Origin of the sequence: Flavobacterium sp. 20NA77.7 (assembly GCF_031326205.1) — a bacterium.
GTDB lineage: Bacteria > Bacteroidota > Bacteroidia > Flavobacteriales > Flavobacteriaceae > Flavobacterium > Flavobacterium nakdongensis.
The window spans coordinates 1,036,733-1,055,580 of the sequence record NZ_CP133721.1 but is presented as its reverse complement, the minus strand read 5'-3'; the positions used below and the strand labels follow the sequence as shown (position 1 = coordinate 1,055,580).

The 18,848-nt window shown below is 30.2% G+C and carries 21 protein-coding genes; 12 read left to right on the top strand and 9 right to left on the bottom strand.

The window, feature by feature from the left end; all coding sequences use genetic code 11:
• Window positions 1–2 precede the first annotated feature (2 nt).
• From RF683_RS04685 to RF683_RS04675, 3 genes are read left to right on the top strand one after another with little or no spacing between them, the layout of a single operon-like run.
• Entirely contained in the window at window positions 3–557 is a 555-nt protein-coding gene (locus RF683_RS04685; protein WP_309533035.1) for a GNAT family N-acetyltransferase, read from the top strand.
• A 30-nt stretch (window positions 558–587) separates the two neighbouring features.
• Window positions 588–1,433: a substrate-binding domain-containing protein gene (locus tag RF683_RS04680; protein WP_309533034.1), complete on the top strand. Its 846-nt coding sequence runs from the start codon at window positions 588–590 to the stop codon at window positions 1,431–1,433.
• A 54-nt stretch (window positions 1,434–1,487) separates the two neighbouring features.
• Window positions 1,488–2,420, top strand: a complete 933-nt coding sequence (locus RF683_RS04675; protein ID WP_309533033.1) for a transglutaminase — start codon at window positions 1,488–1,490, stop codon at window positions 2,418–2,420.
• Here the strand turns inward: RF683_RS04675 and ung are convergent, their stop codons facing one another.
• Window positions 2,421–3,086 carry a uracil-DNA glycosylase gene (gene ung, locus RF683_RS04670; protein WP_309533032.1) on the bottom strand — a complete coding sequence of 222 codons (666 nt, stop codon included), beginning with the start codon at window positions 3,084–3,086 and terminating at the stop codon, window positions 2,421–2,423.
• 59 nt (window positions 3,087–3,145) lie between these two features.
• On the opposite strand from ung, the gene RF683_RS04665 reads away from it, so the two are divergent.
• Together RF683_RS04665 and RF683_RS04660 are read left to right on the top strand one after the other, a co-directional pair.
• Window positions 3,146–5,314 carry an endonuclease MutS2 gene (locus RF683_RS04665; protein WP_309533031.1) on the top strand — a complete coding sequence of 723 codons (2,169 nt, stop codon included), beginning with the start codon at window positions 3,146–3,148 and terminating at the stop codon, window positions 5,312–5,314.
• Window positions 5,315–5,343: 29 nt separating this feature from the next.
• Window positions 5,344–5,766: a thiol-disulfide oxidoreductase DCC family protein gene (locus tag RF683_RS04660; protein WP_309533030.1), complete on the top strand. Its 423-nt coding sequence runs from the start codon at window positions 5,344–5,346 to the stop codon at window positions 5,764–5,766.
• 25 nt (window positions 5,767–5,791) lie between these two features.
• Here the strand turns inward: RF683_RS04660 and RF683_RS04655 are convergent, their stop codons facing one another.
• The gene (locus tag RF683_RS04655) at window positions 5,792–6,967 is read right to left on the bottom strand and encodes a proline dehydrogenase family protein (RefSeq protein WP_309533029.1); all 1,176 of its coding nucleotides are present in this window, start codon (window positions 6,965–6,967) and stop codon (window positions 5,792–5,794) included.
• A 92-nt stretch (window positions 6,968–7,059) separates the two neighbouring features.
• Here RF683_RS04655 and aroB point away from each other — a divergent pair, with 92 nt between their 5' ends.
• The 5 genes from aroB (at window position 7,060) to RF683_RS04630 (ending at window position 11,286) form a co-directional block, all read left to right on the top strand.
• Window positions 7,060–8,130: a 3-dehydroquinate synthase gene (gene aroB, locus RF683_RS04650; protein ID WP_309533028.1), complete on the top strand. Its 1,071-nt coding sequence runs from the start codon at window positions 7,060–7,062 to the stop codon at window positions 8,128–8,130.
• Between the two features lie 54 nt (window positions 8,131–8,184).
• Window positions 8,185–8,358, top strand: coding sequence for a hypothetical protein (locus tag RF683_RS04645; RefSeq protein ID WP_309533027.1), 174 nt, complete (start codon window positions 8,185–8,187; stop codon window positions 8,356–8,358).
• Window positions 8,359–8,418: 60 nt separating this feature from the next.
• The gene (locus RF683_RS04640) at window positions 8,419–9,834 is read left to right on the top strand and encodes an arginine decarboxylase (RefSeq protein ID WP_309533026.1); all 1,416 of its coding nucleotides are present in this window, start codon (window positions 8,419–8,421) and stop codon (window positions 9,832–9,834) included.
• A gap of 35 nt (window positions 9,835–9,869) precedes the next feature.
• Window positions 9,870–10,844, top strand: coding sequence for a deoxyhypusine synthase family protein (locus RF683_RS04635; RefSeq protein WP_309533025.1), 975 nt, complete (start codon window positions 9,870–9,872; stop codon window positions 10,842–10,844).
• An 88-nt stretch (window positions 10,845–10,932) separates the two neighbouring features.
• A complete protein-coding gene (locus tag RF683_RS04630; protein ID WP_309533024.1) occupies window positions 10,933–11,286 on the top strand; it encodes a hypothetical protein in 354 nt (117 codons plus the stop codon).
• 45 nt (window positions 11,287–11,331) lie between these two features.
• On the opposite strand, the gene RF683_RS04625 is transcribed toward RF683_RS04630, so the two are convergent.
• Genes RF683_RS04625 through RF683_RS04615 form a run of 3 tightly spaced genes read right to left on the bottom strand, consistent with a single transcriptional unit; the run spans window position 11,332 to window position 13,538 of the window.
• A complete protein-coding gene (locus tag RF683_RS04625; protein WP_309533023.1) occupies window positions 11,332–11,841 on the bottom strand; it encodes a DinB family protein in 510 nt (169 codons plus the stop codon).
• A 42-nt stretch (window positions 11,842–11,883) separates the two neighbouring features.
• Window positions 11,884–12,363 carry an Lrp/AsnC family transcriptional regulator gene (locus tag RF683_RS04620; RefSeq protein WP_309533022.1) on the bottom strand — a complete coding sequence of 160 codons (480 nt, stop codon included), beginning with the start codon at window positions 12,361–12,363 and terminating at the stop codon, window positions 11,884–11,886.
• A 23-nt stretch (window positions 12,364–12,386) separates the two neighbouring features.
• Entirely contained in the window at window positions 12,387–13,538 is a 1,152-nt protein-coding gene (locus RF683_RS04615) for a M14 family zinc carboxypeptidase (RefSeq protein ID WP_309533021.1), read from the bottom strand.
• Window positions 13,539–13,813: 275 nt separating this feature from the next.
• Between RF683_RS04615 and RF683_RS04610 the strand changes: the two genes are divergently transcribed.
• Entirely contained in the window at window positions 13,814–14,275 is a 462-nt protein-coding gene (locus RF683_RS04610) for a helix-turn-helix domain-containing protein (RefSeq protein ID WP_408733694.1), read from the top strand.
• 5 nt (window positions 14,276–14,280) lie between these two features.
• Here RF683_RS04610 and RF683_RS04605 read toward each other — a convergent pair whose 3' ends face one another.
• The gene (locus tag RF683_RS04605; protein WP_309533019.1) at window positions 14,281–14,835 is read right to left on the bottom strand and encodes a 1-acyl-sn-glycerol-3-phosphate acyltransferase; all 555 of its coding nucleotides are present in this window, start codon (window positions 14,833–14,835) and stop codon (window positions 14,281–14,283) included.
• A gap of 52 nt (window positions 14,836–14,887) precedes the next feature.
• Here RF683_RS04605 and RF683_RS04600 point away from each other — a divergent pair, with 52 nt between their 5' ends.
• Window positions 14,888–15,550, top strand: a complete 663-nt coding sequence (locus RF683_RS04600; RefSeq protein WP_309533018.1) for a spermidine synthase — start codon at window positions 14,888–14,890, stop codon at window positions 15,548–15,550.
• On the opposite strand, the gene RF683_RS04595 is transcribed toward RF683_RS04600, so the two are convergent.
• The 3 genes from RF683_RS04595 to RF683_RS04585 form a co-directional block, all read right to left on the bottom strand.
• Window positions 15,547–16,521, bottom strand: a complete 975-nt coding sequence (locus tag RF683_RS04595) for a YitT family protein (protein WP_309533017.1) — start codon at window positions 16,519–16,521, stop codon at window positions 15,547–15,549. The genes RF683_RS04600 and RF683_RS04595 overlap by 4 nt on opposite strands.
• 82 nt (window positions 16,522–16,603) lie before the next feature.
• Window positions 16,604–17,335: a 3-deoxy-manno-octulosonate cytidylyltransferase gene (kdsB, locus tag RF683_RS04590; RefSeq protein WP_309533016.1), complete on the bottom strand. Its 732-nt coding sequence runs from the start codon at window positions 17,333–17,335 to the stop codon at window positions 16,604–16,606.
• Window positions 17,336–17,372: 37 nt separating this feature from the next.
• Complete coding sequence (locus RF683_RS04585) at window positions 17,373–18,797, bottom strand: ATP-dependent DNA helicase (RefSeq protein ID WP_309533015.1); 1,425 nt, start codon at window positions 18,795–18,797, stop codon at window positions 17,373–17,375.
• Window positions 18,798–18,848 lie beyond the last annotated feature (51 nt).

Sequence of the window (18,848 nt, the reverse complement as noted above, 5' to 3'; positions counted from 1 at the left end):
AAATGAATGTAATACTCGAAAGCGAACGCCTACTCTATCGTCCCTTAGAATTAACGGATGCAGAAGCACTATTTGAATTGAATAAAAATCCAAATGTGCATCGATATCTTTGGCAAAAACCAGAAGTTGAAATTGACGAAAGCTTAAAAGTTATTGAATATGTTCAAAGACAATATAAAGAAAATGGCATTGGTCGTTTTGCAACAATTTTAAAAGAAACAAGCGAATTCATTGGCTGGACTGGAATCAAATTTGTAAATGATCATGTAGAAAACGGAAATACAAATTTTTATGATTATGGTTACCGTTTAGCTGAAAATCATTGGAACAAAGGTTATGCTACTGAAGCTACTAAATTTTGGTTAGACTATGGTTTTAATCAAATGAACATAAACATAATAAATGCCTATACACATGCTGAAAATGGAGCTTCAAATAGAGTTTTAAGTAAATGCGGTATGGTTTTCATGGAAGATTATCCCGATAAAGATGGCATTACATGGAAATGGTGGCAATTAGAAAGTAAAAAATATAAAAGTAAATCACAAAATCCTTAAAGCCATTACCCAAAACCTTATACCTAAAATATGAAAACAGTTAAAATAGCAGGTGTACCAGAACATTTCAATTTACCTTGGCACCTATGTATTGAAAATGGTGAATTTGAAGAAGTTGGTATAGATTTACAATGGATTGATGTACCAGAAGGAACTGGAAAAATGTGTGAGATGTTAAAAGAAGGTGAAGTAGATTTAGCAATTTTACTTTCCGAAGGAATTATTAAATCAATTTCTGATGAAAATCCAAGCTCCATACTTCAAAAATATGTCGAATCACCTTTAATTTGGGGTATACATACTTCGGTTAATTCCAATTTCACTTCTGTTAACGAACTTGAAAATGAAGTAATTGCTATTAGTAGATTTGGTTCAGGATCACATTTAATGAGTCTCATACATGCAAAATCAAAAGGATGGGATCTTGCCAACTTAAAATTTAAAGTAGTTAATACCATTGAAGGTGCTATCAAAGCGTTGTCAGAAGGAGAAGCTTCCTATTTCATGTGGGAAAAATTTATGACAAAACCATTAGTTGATACAGCTATTTTCAATAGAGTTGCAGAATTCCCTACGCCGTGGCCGTGTTTTGTTATTGCAGGACGAAATGAATTTTTATCTCAATCTGCGTTTGTAATGAATCAAATACTTGATATTATTAATACTACTACAGAAGAATTTAAACAAATACCCAGTATTGATAGAACATTAGCTACACGTTATGATTTAAAAATTGAAGATGTACAAGCATGGTTACATCACACTCATTGGTCACAAAATAAATTAGACAAACTTACATTTGAAGCCATACAAAATCAATTATTTGATTTGGCTCTAATAAAATCTAAAAAAGAATATAAAGAAGTTGTTTTGTAGTAACTATTCTTTAATATAAAGATATAGGAAACACTATAAAAACAGACAAAAACAATGCAAAATCTACTAAATAGTATTACTAAAATTCAAAAGTTTATTTATCAACGAAAGATTTTGATAAATACAATTGTTATTGTATTAGCATTTTTAGTTACGTTGCCCGTTTTTGTATACACTAGAAAAAACATACTGAATTTTGAATGGGAAATTCCTTATGATAAAGCATTTGTTTTTTTATTGCTGTTTGGTCTGTTTATTGGATGTATTAAATTATTCTCAAAATATATAATATACTTAATTACAATATATTTAATCATATTTATTATAGCAGCACTTGAAGGTAATTACACTTTTTTTAAAGTATTAAATTCGTATAAAATCATTGTTTATAATGCAGATGATAATTATGAAAAAGAAGCTGTTAAAATCAATACATTACTCCCATTCCCAAATAAAAATCGGGTTTTAGAAAGCGTAGATTATTTAAATCCAAAAGTAAGGAACTTTGCTTTGTATTGTGTAAATAAGCATTTTAAATTAGAGGCAAAACACCAACCTGAAAACAGAAAATTTATTCAGTATTTTGCCGTTTTCAAGGAAATTAACGCAAGATGGAATTATGTAAATGACCCCATAACAGACGAATATTTCGCTAAAGGTAGTGAAAGTTTAACTTATTTTTCAGGTGATTGTGATGATCATGCAATTTTGATGGCCTCAACAATAAAAGCCATTGGTGGCACTATGCGATTAATTCATACAGGTAAACACATGTATCCCGAATTACTTATTGGAAAAGCAAGTGACCTTGAACAAGTTGTTTTTATTATTAAAAAAGAACTCTTTCCTCAATTAACAAATGGAAAAGTATTATTTATACATAGAGAAGAAAATGGATACATTTGGCTTAATATGGATTATACTGCGCACTATCCAGGTGGTCCTTTCTTGGGTGAAGAAATATTAGGAATATTACAATTAAACTAACTACCACTCAATACGTTTTAACCCTTTCTTTTTTAATAAGGCATTAACTTGACTAAAATGTTTATTACCAAACCACAATCCTCTGTTTGCGCTTAATGGTGAAGGATGACCACTTTCTAACACATGGTGCTTTTCTTTATTTATATATGCACCTTTCTTTTTGGCAAAACCTCCCCAAAGTAAAAAGATAACCCCTTCTTTCTCATCATTTATTTTCTTGATAATCGCATCTGTAAATTCTTCCCAACCTTTGTTTTGATGACTGCCTGCTTCTCCTTCCCTAACAGTCAATGTTGCATTTAGCATTAATATGCCTTGTTTTGCCCAACGTTCTAAATTTCCTGAAATAGCTATTGGAATAGTTAAATCAGCTTCTAATTCTTTAAATATATTGACTAATGATGGAGGAAATGAAATACCGTCATTAACTGAAAAACACAATCCATTTGCTTGACCTAAACCATGATAAGGATCTTGTCCTAAAATGACAACCTTTATATCTTCAAAATTACAATTATTTAAGGCGGAAAAAATCAATTCTTTAGGCGGATAACATCTGTTATGAGTGTATTCCACCAGTATGAACGTCATTAATTTTTCAAAATAAGGTTTTTCAAATTCTGCTTGTAAAAGTTGCTTCCAAGATGCATTTAATGGGACTTCCATGAAATATATTTTTTACAAAGATAATTACTTTGTAAATTTGTTAGCTTTTAAAACAAAAAATGATTGCTATAACCGAAAAAACATTAAAAGATTTAGAATTTCAAACCATTCTAGTAACTATTGCTGAAAAATGCAATACGGAATTAGGGTATGAAAAGGCAATGGCAATTGAACCCATCAAAGAAAAAGAAGCGCTTTTTGCTGAATTAGCCTATACTAATGAATATTTAGCTTCGTTTTCAAACAATAATGCACTTCCAAATCACGGATTTGAAACACTTACTACGGATATAAAATTACTGGCAATTGAAGATAGTTTTTTAGAATTACAAAGTATTCGAAAAATCAGCCAATTAAGCTTAACCACTAATCAATATCTACTTTACCTTAAAAAATTTAAAGACTATTACCCAAATTTATTTGAAAAATCTAGTCAAATCGAATTTACAACTGCTATTTCTAGAGTAATTGACGAAGTAATGGATAAGTATGGCGAAATAAAAAATGATGCATCACCTGATTTAGTAAATATCAGAAGATCAATCCAATTAGTTCGAGGAAAAATCAATCAAAGTTTTGGTATGGCTTTGTCGCACTATAATGCGTTAGGTTATTTAGACGAAATTAGAGAAACGATAGTAGATAACAAAAGAGTTTTAGCGGTTTCAGCTATGTATCGTAAAAAAGTAAAAGGTACTATTTTAGGTAATTCCAAAACAGGAAGCATTGCTTATATTGAACCTGAAGCAACCTTAAAATATTCTAGAGAATTAAATAATTTAGAATATGAAGAGCGTGAAGAAATTATTAAAATTTTACGACGACTAAGTGCACAATTAAGACCCTATACTCCTTTACTTATTCAATATCAAGAATTTCTAACAGCTATTGATGTGATTGCAGCGAAAGCAAAATATGCAAAAAGCATACAAGGCGTTTTACCTAAAATCAATACCGAAAAACGTTTGTTTTTTAGGGAAGCATATCATCCCATTCTATATAGCACAAATAAAGCGGAAGGAAGAGCCACTTTTCCACAAACTATTGAATTAACCAATACCAATAGAATAATAGTTATTTCTGGACCAAATGCGGGAGGAAAAACCATTTCATTAAAAACAATTGGTTTGTTACAACTAATGCTACAATGCGGAATGTTAATTCCAGTACATGAAAGAAGTGAAACGTTTTTGTTTGATCGAATTTTAACAGATATTGGTGATAATCAGTCTATTGAAAATCATTTAAGCACCTATAGTTACCGGTTGAAAAACATGAATTATTTCTTAAAAAAGTGTAATTCAAAAACGTTATTTCTTATTGATGAATTTGGAACAGGTTCTGATCCTGAATTAGGTGGTGCCCTTGCCGAAACTTTTTTAGAAGAATTTTACCATAGAGAGGCATTCGGAATTATTACCACACATTATACGAATTTAAAAATTTTAGCAAACGAACTTCCTTTTGCAAGCAATGCAAATATGCTGTTTGATGAAAAATCTCTGGAACCAATGTTTAAGTTGCATCTGGGACAACCTGGAAGTTCATTTACGTTTGAGGTAGCTCAAAAAAACGGCATCCCTTACGGGCTCATCAACAGAGCTAAAAAGAAAATTGAGAATACTAAAGTACGTTTTGATAAAACCATTGCTACGTTACAAAAAGAACGTTCTAAAATGGAAAAAACAGCATTGACACTCAAAGAAGAAGAGTCAAAAGCAAGAGAAGAGGGGCAAAAAATGGAAAAAATTAATGCCAAAATTCAAGAAAAATTAGAGCGTTATCAAGAATTATATGATGCGAATCAACGATTAATTTATATTGGTCAAAAAATAGATGATATTTCAGAAAAATATTTTAACAATAAAGACAAAAAAACGTTAATTGGTGATTTTTTAAAAATGGTTGAAATTGAAAATTCAAAACGAAAAAAAATATCAGCCAAAGAAAAAAAGCAAAAGGAAGTTATTGAAAAAGAAACAGTTAAAGAAGTTACCGTTAAAGTTGAAGCCATACGAAAAGATAAAAAAGTTCAAAAACTGAAAGCTTTAAAGGAAGAAGAAAACAAACCAAAAGTAACTTTGAAAATTGGTGACAGAGTGCGCATGAAAGACGGAAAATCTATTGGAACCATTGATAAAATTGAAAAAAACAAAGCAACTGTAAATTATGGTATTTTTACCTCAAAAGTTGCTTTAGAAGAATTAGAGTGGGTTCAACAGGTTTAAAAAATTAATATGTAAGGGTTAATTTAACTATGGAACTTCCTAAAGATAAAAAAATAATATTGTTTGACGGAGTTTGTAATTACTGTAATGAAAAAGTCAATTTTATCATTAAATATGATGTAAAAGATATTTTTCGTTTTGCTGCGCTACAGAGTGAAATTGGACAAGAAATTGTGAAACAATTAGGAATTAATTCGAGTATAGATAGCATTATTTTAGTTGAACCTGGAAACGCTTATTATATAAAATCTGAAGCTATTTTTAAAATCTTGAAGCAACTAAACACACCTTTAAAAGGATTCATACTCTTTAATATTTTACCTAGTTTAGTTAAGGATATGGTTTATGAATATGTAGCCAAAAACAGGTATAAATGGTATGGTAAAAAAGAAGTTTGTATGATTCCATCACCTACCATTCAATCTAAATTTTTGGACTATTGTGAAGTATAACGAAAAAAAAGACTAAGATACTCTCTTAGTCTTTTTTATTTTTTCTTCTTGCTCTTTCCGAAATAATTAAAGATAATTCCCTTCCCGTTTGACCAGCCACCGAAGTATTCTCTTGTGCTCTTCTTATTAAATAAGGCATCACATCTCTTACAGGACCAAAAGGTAAATATTTAGCAATATTATAGCCATATGCTGCTAAATTGTAACTTATATTATCACTCATACCATATAATTGACCAAACCAAATTCGAGAATCGTTTTTAGATAATCCTTTTTTAGCCATTAATTCCATAACAAGGTATGAACTTTCTTCATTGTGCGTTCCTACAAATATTGCCATAGTGGCTATATGTTCCATCATATAAGCAACAGCTGCGTTAAAATTGTCATCTGTGGCTTGTTTAGAAGCGCAAATTGGATTTGCATAGCCTTTTGCTAAAGCATGTTGCGCTTCTTTTTCCATATAAGCACCACGAACTAGTTTCATACCTATATGAAATTGATTTGCAATAGCTCTTTCATGCAACGCTTTTAAATAATCTAATCGATCCCAACGATACATTTGTAAAGTATTGAAAATAAGAGCTTTTTCTTTATTAAATTGCATCATCATTTCCTCAACCAATTCATCAGCAGCATCTTGCATCCATGACTCCTCAGCATCAATTAGTAATTTCACATCTTTATCAAATGCATATTGACAAACTTTTTGAAATCGCGTACGCACTCTACTCCACTCTTCTTGTTCAACAGCTGTCAATGACGTTTTTGCACCCACTTTTTCATACAAATCAATTCTTCCAAAGCCAGTAGGTTTAAATACTGCAAAAGGAATAGCCTTACTTTCATTCGCAAAATCTATAGTTCTGATTGTCATTGCTAATGCAGCATCAAACTGCATTTCTTCTTCCTTTCCTTCAACCGAATAATCTAATACAGAAGAAACCCCTTTTCCGTACATTTTATCTACTACTTTAAGGCAATCTTGCTCGTTTACACCTCCACAAAAATGATCAAATACTGTTTTTCGAATAAGACCTTCTACAGGTAAATGAAAGCCTAGTGCAAAATTAGTCAATGCCGTTCCTACCTTTACTAAAGAAGGATTGCCGATCATTTTGAAAAGCAAATAAGCCCTATTTAATTCAGCATCAGATTTAAGCGCAAAAGCATTTTCAGTATTATTAAATATTTTTTCCATAACCATGATTTTCATTGGGTATGCAAATATACTTAATGAAGTAATGATATTTAAATATTTTTAATTTATTTTGTACATTATATCACACAACAATGGATGCAATACATGCAATAGACACAGCAATATATTTTGACTCAAATGGTTATGAATATCTTCAACAATTACTTACGCCTACAAACTATTCTAAGATTTTTATTTTAGTTGATAATCATACTAATGAACAGTGTTTGCCTTTGTTTTTAAGTAATTTAGCTACTAATGTAGAAATTGAAATAATAGAAATTGAAGCGGGAGAAGAACAAAAAAACATAAAAACATGTGTAGAATTGTGGGAAGTTATGATTGAATTAGGTGCTGATAGGAAAAGTGTATTAATCAATCTAGGTGGCGGTGTACTCACAGATTTAGGCGGTTTTGTAGCTTCTACATTTAAAAGAGGAATCGATTTTATTCATGTGCCTACAACATTATTAGCTATGGTTGACGCCGCAATAGGTGGAAAAAATGGAATAGACTTAGGAGCGTTAAAAAATCAAGTAGGCTGTATAGTTGCTCCCAAATGTATACTCATTCATTCGGAGTTTTTACATACTTTAGACAGTAGACAAATGCGTTCAGGACTAGCAGAAATGTTTAAACACGGACTCATTTTAGATAAAGCCTATTGGAATAAATTAAAAGATTTAAGTTCTTTATCTACAAATGATTTATACCGTCTTATTAAACAATCTATTCAATTAAAAATCGATGTGATTGCTGAAGATATGTATGAAAAAGGATTACGAAAAATATTAAACTTTGGACACACGTTAGGTCATGCCATCGAAAGTTGTTTTCTCGAAAAAGAAAATTCAAAACAATTGTTACATGGGGAAGCTATTGCTAGTGGAATGATACTAGAAAGCTATATTTCATGGAAATTAAATTTATTAAGTAAAGAGGAATATTTAGAAATTAACTATTTTTTATCAGATGTATTTGAAACCGTTCATTTCAGTGCAAATGATATTGAAAAAATCATTCAACTCTTGCAATACGATAAAAAAAATGAGCACGGAACCATCCAATTTGTTTTATTAAATAAAATTGGAAAAGCAATTAGTAATCAAAATGTTGATAACACACTTATTTATGAAGCATTTACAGATTATTATAAATCCTAATTTTTGACAAAAAGTATTGTTTAAAAGTAATAATATTTGTTAAATTTGCACCCCATGAAAATAGTAACTAAAATCTATAGTTTTATTCACAAAAAGGTGAAATTAAGTGCTTGTAAAGAAACGAGTACTTGCCGCACATCATTTCATTCTTATGATGCAGATTTATTTACGATTTCTAAAGCATACAATGAAAAATTATTAATCATCTATGCTAATATTAGAGTTTGAGAAAGGTACTTGTTTTAGTCCCCAATAACAAACAGAATTACAAACTCAAAAAAGACAGAAATGAATACAAAATATTATGATTTAATTAATCAAACGTTTTATTTTCCTCAAGAAGAATTTACATTAAATAAAGATGCGCTTCAATTTCATGGAATTGATTTAATGAAATTAGTAGAAGAATATGGTACACCATTGAAGTTTACCTATTTGCCAAAAATTTCACAGAATATCAATAAGGCCAAAATGTGGTTTAGAAATTCGATGGAAAAGCATGGCTATGAAGCTAAATATTTTTATTGTTATTGTACAAAAAGTTCTCATTTCGAGTTCGTGTTAAATGAAGCACTGAAAAATAATATTCATATTGAAACTTCTTCGGCATTTGATATTAATATTGTTGAAAAGTTAATGGAAGAAGGAAAAATCAACAAGAATACATTTGTTGTTTGCAATGGTTTTAAACGTGATCAGTATGTTACAAATATTGCTCGATTAATTAATAATGGCCACAAAAACACCATTCCTGTTATTGATAACTTTGAAGAATTAGATTTATTACAAGAGCAAATTGACGGCAAATTTAAAATTGGAATTAGAATTGCGGCAGAAGAAGAGCCTAAATTTGAGTTCTATACCTCTCGATTAGGAATTGGTTACAAAGACATTGTTCCTTTTTACCGTAAACAAATCGCTGAAAACAAAAAAGTGGAATTGAAAATGCTTCACTTTTTTATCAATGCAGGTATTCGTGATACGGCTTACTATTGGAATGAATTGCTAAAGTGTATGAAGGTATATATTGCTTTAAAAAAGGAATGTCCTACTCTAGATAGCTTGAATATAGGCGGTGGCTTTCCTATTAAAAATTCATTAGCATTTGATTATGATTACCAATATATGGTTGATGAAATTTTAAATCAAATCAAGATTGCTTGTGATGATGCAGAAGTGGATGTACCTCATATTTTTACAGAATTTGGTTCATTTACGGTAGGTGAAGCAGGTGGCGCTATTTATCAAGTTTTGTATCAAAAAAAGCAAAATGATAGAGAAAATTGGAACATGATTGACTCTTCATTTATTACCACTTTACCCGATACTTGGGCTATTAACAAGCGTTTTGTTATGATGGCAGTTAATAGATGGAACGATACGTATGAACGTGTTTTATTAGGTGGATTAACATGTGATGGCGACGATTATTACAACTCTGAGCAACATATGAATGCGGTATATTTACCTAAATATAACAAAGAAAAACCATTGTATATTGGATTTTTTAATACTGGTGCATACCAAGAAACAATAGGTGGATTTGGCGGATTAAGCCATTGTATTTTACCACAACCTAAACATATATTAATTGATAAAGATAAAAACGGGATTTTTGCTACAGAAATTTTTTCAGAACAGCAAAAAGCAGAAGACGTTTTAGAAATATTAGGTTATAATAAAAAGAAAGAAGATAAAAAGTAGTAACTAAAACTACATAACATTTTAAATAAAAAAACATGAATAAAGGGCCAATTAGTCAATTTGTAGAAAAACATTATTTACATTTTAATGCGGCAGCGTTAGTTGATGCTGCAAAAGGATATGAAGAACATTTGTTAGACAATGGTAAAATGATGGTTACATTGGCTGGAGCTATGAGTACGGCTGAGTTAGGTAAATCATTAGCTGAAATGATTCGTCAAGATAAAATTCATATTATTTCTTGTACAGGTGCAAATTTAGAAGAAGATATTATGAACTTAGTTGCTCATAATTCTTATAAAAGAGTACCAAATTACAGAGATTTGAGCCCACAAGAAGAATGGGATTTATTAGAAAATCATTACAATCGTGTGACGGATACTTGTATTCCAGAAGAAGAAGCTTTTAGAAGATTACAAACGCATTTATTTGATATTTGGAACAATGCAGACTCAAAAGGAGAGCGTTATTTTCCACATGAATTTATGTACCAAATGATTAATTCAGGCGTATTAAAACAATATTATGAAATTGATCCTGCTGACTCATGGATGGTTGCCGCTGCCGAAAAGAATTTACCTATAGTTGTTCCAGGTTGGGAAGACAGTACAATGGGTAATATTTTTGCTTCGTATTGTATTAAAGGTGAATTTAAACCTACAACTATGAAAAGTGGTGTTGAATACATGATGTGGTTAGCAGATTGGTATACAAAAAACTGCGAAGGAAAAGGCATTGGTTTCTTCCAAATTGGAGGAGGAATTGCTGGGGACTTCCCTATTTGTGTGGTGCCGATGTTATATCAAGATATGGAAATGCATGATGTGCCTTTTTGGAGTTATTTCTGTCAAATTTCAGACTCAACAACAAGTTACGGTTCGTATTCCGGTGCTGTGCCAAACGAAAAGATTACGTGGGGAAAATTAGATATTCATACACCAAAGTTTATTGTAGAATCTGATGCTACAATTGTCGCACCTCTAATTTTTGCTTATATTTTAGGGTGGTAATTACTAAAAAAAATAAAAAGAAAAAAATTTGATTTTTAATTTTTCAATATTACATTTGACGAACTAAACTTGATTAAGCATAACCCAAATGAAAAGAGTAATTGTAGATTACGCCAAATTAACAAATGAGATTTTAAGCCTACTGGTTGAAAAGTTTCCTGACGGATATGACGATTCAGATATTATCCGCTTTAAAAACGCTAAAAATGAGACAGTTGAAGCTGTTGAAGTGCGAACAATTGATACTATTTATTTAGTAAAAGTAAGCACTAAATTATCTGATCGTATTGAAAATTATGATGAAGATGACGATTTTGATGCACCAGAAGAAAGTTTAGACGCATTAAAAGAATTAGAAATTGAAGATGACGCTTCGGAAGAAGAAGAGGAAGAAGAAGAAAAAATTGATATTGACCCAGATGGTGATGCTGGTGAAGATTAATAATATATAAAAAAGGAAATCAAAATGATTTCCTTTTTTATATATTTATAAATAACGTTCTAAAATAATATTTCTATGATGTAATTCATGTCCTAAAATACAATATCCAATTCCTCTAACAGATATACTTGCATTTGAAGCAATTCCTGTTTTTAATAAATCAGATTCTGAAAAATTAGTAAAAAGACTTATTGTAGCATTTCTAACAGCAACATACTCGTTTAATAAGCTCTCAAATTCTCGTTCATTTGCATTTGCAGTAATCACATACTCATTTTCATCAAACCCAGATAAAGCAGTTGAATCGTTTCTAGCAATACGTAAAGCTCGATATGCAAAAATTCGTTCTGCATCAATTAAATGTAAAAGAATATCTTTTATAGTCCATTTACCCTTTTCATAACAAAATGTTTGTTTAAAAACAGGAATTGAATTAAAAAAAAGAATCATTTTTTCCTTTTGTTCAATTAATCCTTTTACAATATTTCCTTCTTCTACCAATTTAATATAATTCATTTGGTAGGAAACATATTCATTTTCTTGTAAATTTTCCATCACTAAAAAGATAAAAAAAAGCCTCTTATGAGGCTTTTGTAATTATAGTTCTTTAAAAATCGTGTGCATCAAACGTTTTTTATCGTTAATACTTTCTTCTAACGAAATCATAGTTTCTGTTCTATATACGCCGTCGATATCGTCAATTTGGAAAATAACTTCTTTTGCATGACTTGTATCCCTTGCTCTTATTTTACAAAAAATATTAAACTTACCCGTTGTTACAGAAGCAACAGTAACAAATGGTATTTCATTGATACGCTCCAATACAAATTTTGTTTGTGAAGTACTTTGCAAAAACACACCTACATACGCAATAAAAGAATAGCCAAGCTTTTCATAATCAAGTGTTAATGATGAACCTTGAATAATTCCTGCATCTTCCATTTTTTTTACTCTTACATGTACCGTACCTGCAGAAATCAATAATTTTTTTGCAATATCAGTAAAGGGGATTCTCGTATTGTCAATCAACATGTCTAAAATTTGATGATCTACTTCATCTAAACGAAACTTACTCATAATTATCTATTTAAAATGTTATTTTATTTAGCCTCTCCATTGACAAATTCAATATTTGCCAAGTAAAAATCAGCTTTTTCGCCAACTTTGGGGATACCTCCATAAGAAGCTTTAAATAGTTTTTCTTTAGCATCAATCTCTTTATGCCCCATAAAACAACTATTACTATCAAATTCTATTATTCTTGCTTCAAAAATTACAGAATTATCAAAAAGTACTTCTTTGTAGTTAACGGCAAAGTTAATGATTTTTTCTACATTATTCTCAATAATTTTAACATTTTTAAAAATTATATCAGCAAAACATTTGTTATTTTCATAAATATCCAAATATTTTTCAATAATATTGTTTACTACAACGTTTTCGTATATGCAATAAAAAGCTGTTTTTAATGAAATAAATACAAATTTCCTAACCTCTTCTCTATCATAATCGTCTTGAAAATGCCCTGCTTCAAACAAAATAGTAGGAATTTCTTTAGAGGTAAAATAATCTCCCGTACAATTAATGTTAAATGAATCGTCAAATCTTCCTACTTGACCTGGTATATAACGCTCTAATTCTTGATGCATAGCAACTATCACTTTAGCCGCAGATTCGCGAGTTGCATTAAATAGTCTTGACTCATCATATGCAGCAGTTAAAAACGAAATAGTCGCAGGTTTTTTTGATTCTAGCAAACCAAATAACGTACGTTGGTCATGAAGATTAAAACAATAATCAGGCTGAAATTGATGAACTAGATTTCGCAAAACGATACTCTCGGGCTGTGTGCATTCAAAAGCATCCCTATTTAGATCCACACCATTTGCATTTTCTCTAGTGTATTGCTTTGCTCCATCTGGATTAAGAAGAGGAACCACCACTACCGTAAACTGATTGGAAAGAGTAGTATAGGCATTAACATCAGTATTTAAGTAATTCAAATAATCTAATAATCCTTTTGTTGAGGTTGCTTCATTACCGTGCATTTGAGACCAAATAAGGATTTTACGTGGTCCATTTCCAAACTTTACAGCAACTATAGGTTGATTCAAAACTGAATTCCCAATGATTTCAATGACGAATTTTGTTGATAAACCAGCACAAAATGTTTGAATAGTTTCAAGAGTGAGGTAACGACCTTTACACTTAGAATATAAATTAGCTGTAGCTAGTTGTAAATTATTTTCCATGTTACAAATGTAAAAACAAATCTATTTACAAATGTAAACATTGAAATTTCTTTGAATTGATACATTTGTAAACACTTGAATGATTAAATTAGTTACAAAAGTAAATACGTGTACTGTTATTATTTTAATATATTTATTTTCAGTTAATTAAATTACTTTAATTAACTACTATGTTTAGATTTAATTCTTTTTAATTATGTTAAAAACAGAAACTATCATCTATAATTATTTTAATTATGTTACATTTGTAAATAAGTTAATTTAATATTATTTTAATTATGAATACAGAAGATTTCATCAAACGCTTAGAACATGTATTAGAGTATTATGGATTAACAGCCTCTTCATTTGCCGATAAGATTAATGTGCAACGATCTAGTATTTCTCACCTACTCTCTGGGAGAAATAAACCAAGCTTAGATTTTATTCTTAAAGTTTTAGAACAGTTTCCCGAAATTGATTTACTGTGGTTTTTAAATGGTGTGGGTGTATTTCCTAATACAAGTAAATCACAATCGTCAAATTCAACCGAAATAAAAGCAGAAAATAAAAATATACCCGAACAAATTAATCTGTTCGATGAAAATAGAATAGAGGAAGAAAATCGAGTAGTTGAAAATAAATTTCAAAAAAAATCAAATACGCCCATTTTAGAGCAAGTATCTCCTACTAGTGAAATTGAAAAAATTATTGTTTTTTATAAAGATGGTACGTTTAAAAGTTACACAGAAAAATAATAAAATTAGTTAGGAATAAAACTATATTCTTTCTTTTTACCTACAGTACCTGAATAAAGTTTCTCGAGTATTTTAATATCTTCATTGAAATTACCAGAAGGATGAAATGGCTGAAATACTTTAATCGTTTTTGTTCCCCAGTCAAAAGCTACTGGAACTATAGGCACCTGTGCCTGAAGGGCTATATAATAAAATCCTGATCGCCATTGTGTAACTTTTTTACGAGTTCCCTCTGGTGCAATAGCTAATCGAAATGTATTTTTGGTTTTAAAAATTTTAGCAATAGAGTCAACTTTGTTTTCATTTTTTTGTCGGTTCAAAGGCGCACCACCCATCCATGAAAAATAATACTTAAATGGCCAAACAAACAATTCCTTCTTTCCTACCCAGTTGATTTCAATACCTAAAACACCTCTTGTAAAAACACCTATTATAAAATCGTACCAACTTGTATGCGGCACCACAATAAAAACACACTTTTTTAGAGTTTTATCAAAACTTCCTTCTTGTTTCCAACCCATTAACTTAAAAAAAATGAACTGATATATTTTTTGTTTCATAAGGTATTTATATGTTGGCAAATTTAATTTATATTTACAAAGTTTCTCTATTATGATAAAAAAAATTCTAAGTTACCTCTATCCTATTGTGTTGCACAAAGAAAATTCGACTACAAGTAACGTTCTTGAAGTAACACTATATAATGGGAAATTACTATTAGACAGCAAACGTACTAATTACTCGTACGGTGCTTTACAAAAAGTTTTACGAAAAGGGCTTCTTTTGATAGGTAAAGAAAGAATTCAGCAAATGAATAATATACTCCTTTTAGGCGTTGCAGGTGGAAGCGTGGCAAAAACATTAGTAAATGAATTTAATTATACAAAGAAAATCACAGGAGTTGAAATAGATGCCAATATTTTACAAATTGCAAATGTTTATTTTGGGTTAAATAAAATTGAAAATTTCAATTGTATTATTGCCGATGCGCAACAATTTATTCACGATTCTACAGAAAAATTTGATTTAATCATCATAGATGTTTTTAATGATGATAAAATGCCCGCCTTTCTATTTGAAAAATCATTTGTGGAAGATTGCCAAAGTGCTCTTGATAAAATGGGCTATATTCTTTTTAACACGATGCTACAAGCTGATGAAAAAGAAAAGTTTTTAAATCAATATAAATCCTATTTCACTAAAGATAGATATGAGATAATACATTTAAAAAATGTCGAAAAACACAATGATTTATTGGCTATAAATTCTTTTTAATGCAAAGGACGCTTTTTAATCATACCTCCCTTTGTATCTTTCACACTATTCATTACTATAAAAGCATCTGGTTCTATTTTTTCAATTTCGATATTTAGTCGATTTATCTCTAATCGTGTAATTACTGTATAAATAATTTCAGTGTTTTTTGTCTCTCCTTTTTTTCCATATCCTTTTTTTCCGCTATAAACCGTTACACCCCGTCCCATCGTTTCTATTATCATTCTTCTAATTTCTACACTATTTGAAGCAATAATAGTTACCCCAATGTACTCATCAATACCTTCTACAATAAAGTCTAGTGTTTTTGATGCCGACAAATAAGTTATCATAGAATACAATGCTATTTCCATGCCCAAAAAATAGGCTGCAGTTGAAAAAATTATTACATTTATTAAAATTATTATATCTCCAATAGTGGTACCAAATTTTTTACTTAAATAAATTGCCAATACTTCTGTTCCATCAATTACAGCACCACCTCTTACCGCAAAGCCAATTCCTGCTCCAAGAAAAAAACCACCAAAAACAGCTACTAATAAATTATCATTTGTTACATTGGGAAATGTTAGTGTTGCTAAACATACTGATAAACCTGTTATGGCTAAAGCTGTTTTAATAGCAAATATTTTACCTACAACTTTATATCCAAGAATTACAAAAGGAATATTAACTAAAAGAATTAATAGCGGTAATGGAATACGTGTTAAAGCTGAAATTAACAAAGAAATACCTGTTGCACCGCCATCAATAAAATTATTAGTCAATAAAAAACCTTTAAATCCAAAGGCAGCAGATAAAATACCAAGCGCAACTAAGAAAAAATCTTTTCCAGCACGTTTCATAACAATTAATAAGATTCGGTAAGCCTTAGCAAATTGATATTCTGAAAAATTGTTCGTTCTTAGATTTTCAGGTTTTTTATTTCTTAGAATGGTTTTAACTAGAACTTGTTTTAAAATTGCTTTCATAACAATGTATAGATTTGGGTTTGTAAACAAGTTACCAAAAACAATCTTAAAACAGAGAAAATATTTATTTCTTAACTTAGATTTAACTAATTAAAAATGCTTTTGCCTTTTCTAAATCTTCAGGTGTATCAATACCTATACTTACATGGCTGGTTTCTACCATTTTAATACGTTTGCCATACTCTAAATAGCGTAATTGTTCTAGTTTTTCTGAAGCTTCTAAAGACAACATGGGTAATTTATAAAAATCTAATAAAGCTTCTTTTCTAAAAGCATATATCCCGATATGTTTCATGTAACGCACTCCTACGTTTTCTTCCCGTGGGAAAGGAATAACAGCTCTTGAGAAATATAAGGCAAATCCTTTTTGATCTACAATAACTTTTACATTATTCGGATTGTTTATTTCTTCTTTAGTAGTAATTTGATACATTAAAGAGGCTAAATCTACTTGTTTAGATACATCTTCTTTAAAAATAGCTAGTAATTGTTCTAACGGTTTTTTGTCAATAAATGGCTCATCTCCTTGTACATTTACCACAATGTCAACATCCATATTTTCAACTGCTTCGGCAATTCTATCGCTACCACTTTCGTGATTTTTTTGACTTCTGATTGCCTTTCCACCATGATTAACTATTTCATCATAAATCACTTCCGAATCAGTAACCACAAAAACATCATCAAAAAGAGCTGTGGCTATAGCCGCTTCATAAGTTCTTAAAATAACTGTTTTACCACCTAAATCTTGCATTAATTTTGCAGGAAATCTGGTAGAGGCATAACGAGCAGGAATAACAGCTATTATTTTCATATATAAAATTTTATTTATACAAACTTACATTTTTGTTTTAACTTTCAAAAAAATCATCTTTAAAACCTATTAAATACAATTTGTTTTGAGCACGTGTAACCGCTGTGTATAACCATCTAACATATTCTCTGTCTATACCATCTGGAAGATACGGCTGTTCTATAAATACAGTACACCATTGTCCCCCTTGCGATTTATGACATGTAATAGCATATGAAAATTTAACCTGTAAGGCATTAAAATAAGGGTTTGACTTCACTTTTAATAATTTTCTATATTGCTGGCGTTCCTCTTCATAGTCTTGAAGTACTTCTTGGTATAACTTATTTGATTCTTCATACGTTAAAGAAGGTGATTCGCTAGTTAAAGTATCTAATAATAGTAAAGTTTCAAAAGGTAATTCATTTGGATAATCTACCATTCTAATGGTCACGCCTGCAAATTTGAAACCATATAATTCCTTAATTGAACGAATGGCTAAAACTTCAATAATATCTCCATTTGCAATAAATCCCGCTTCAGAAGTTTCCTTAAGCCAAAAATAATTATTTTTAACTACCATCAAAAAATCACCTGTAGCAAGTTCACTTTCTTTTCCTAATATTTTTGACCTAATTTGCTGATTATATTGATTGGCTCTTTTATTTGAACGCACAATAAACGCTGTATCTTCTATGCTAAAATTAGCATACGCTTGATGTATAGCATCTTCAATATCATACCCATCTTGAAGCCTAACAATATCGTTGAATCCTTTTATTTTAAATTGAAAATCTGTAAAAAAGTTAAGTTTTAACAATCCTCTTAATTCGGTTGCATTATATAAAATTCCCGATTTTTCGGCTTGACGCATGACTTCATCCAATTCGATTTCAATGATATTCTTATTGTAATGTAAGGCCAATGAATCACTATTTAAGGCAGGACTCACATCGGATTGAATAGGTGGTAATTGGGCAGTATCACCCACTAAAATTAATTTGCAATTTTGCCCCGCATCAACATAAAACAATAAATCATCTAAAAGCGAACCGTTTACATACATAGTATTTTCCGATTGTGAATCACCTATCATAGATGCTTCATCCACAATAAAAACAGTATTTTTAAATTTGTTTGCTTGTAAAACAAATCCCATTCCGCCATTTTTATTTTTTTTTGGAAAGTAGATGCGTTTGTGTATGGTATACGCTTGTTTTTCGGCATAACTCGCCATTACTTTCGCCGCACGACCTGTCGGTGCTAATAAAACATATTTTTGATTAATATATTGAAGATGATTAACTAATGCAGATATAACTGTTGTTTTTCCTGTCCCTGCAAAACCTTTTAAAACAAATAATTCATCTTGTTTTGTGGCTAGCAAATAATGTGCTACTTTTTCAAAAAAAACAGCTTGAGGCGCAGTGGGCTCAAAGGGAAATTTTTCAAGTACTAAACGAAAGAATTGTGCTGGTGACATAGTTGATATTTGCCTTTCAAAGATAGTAAAGCTCTTTATAATTCTGCTAAA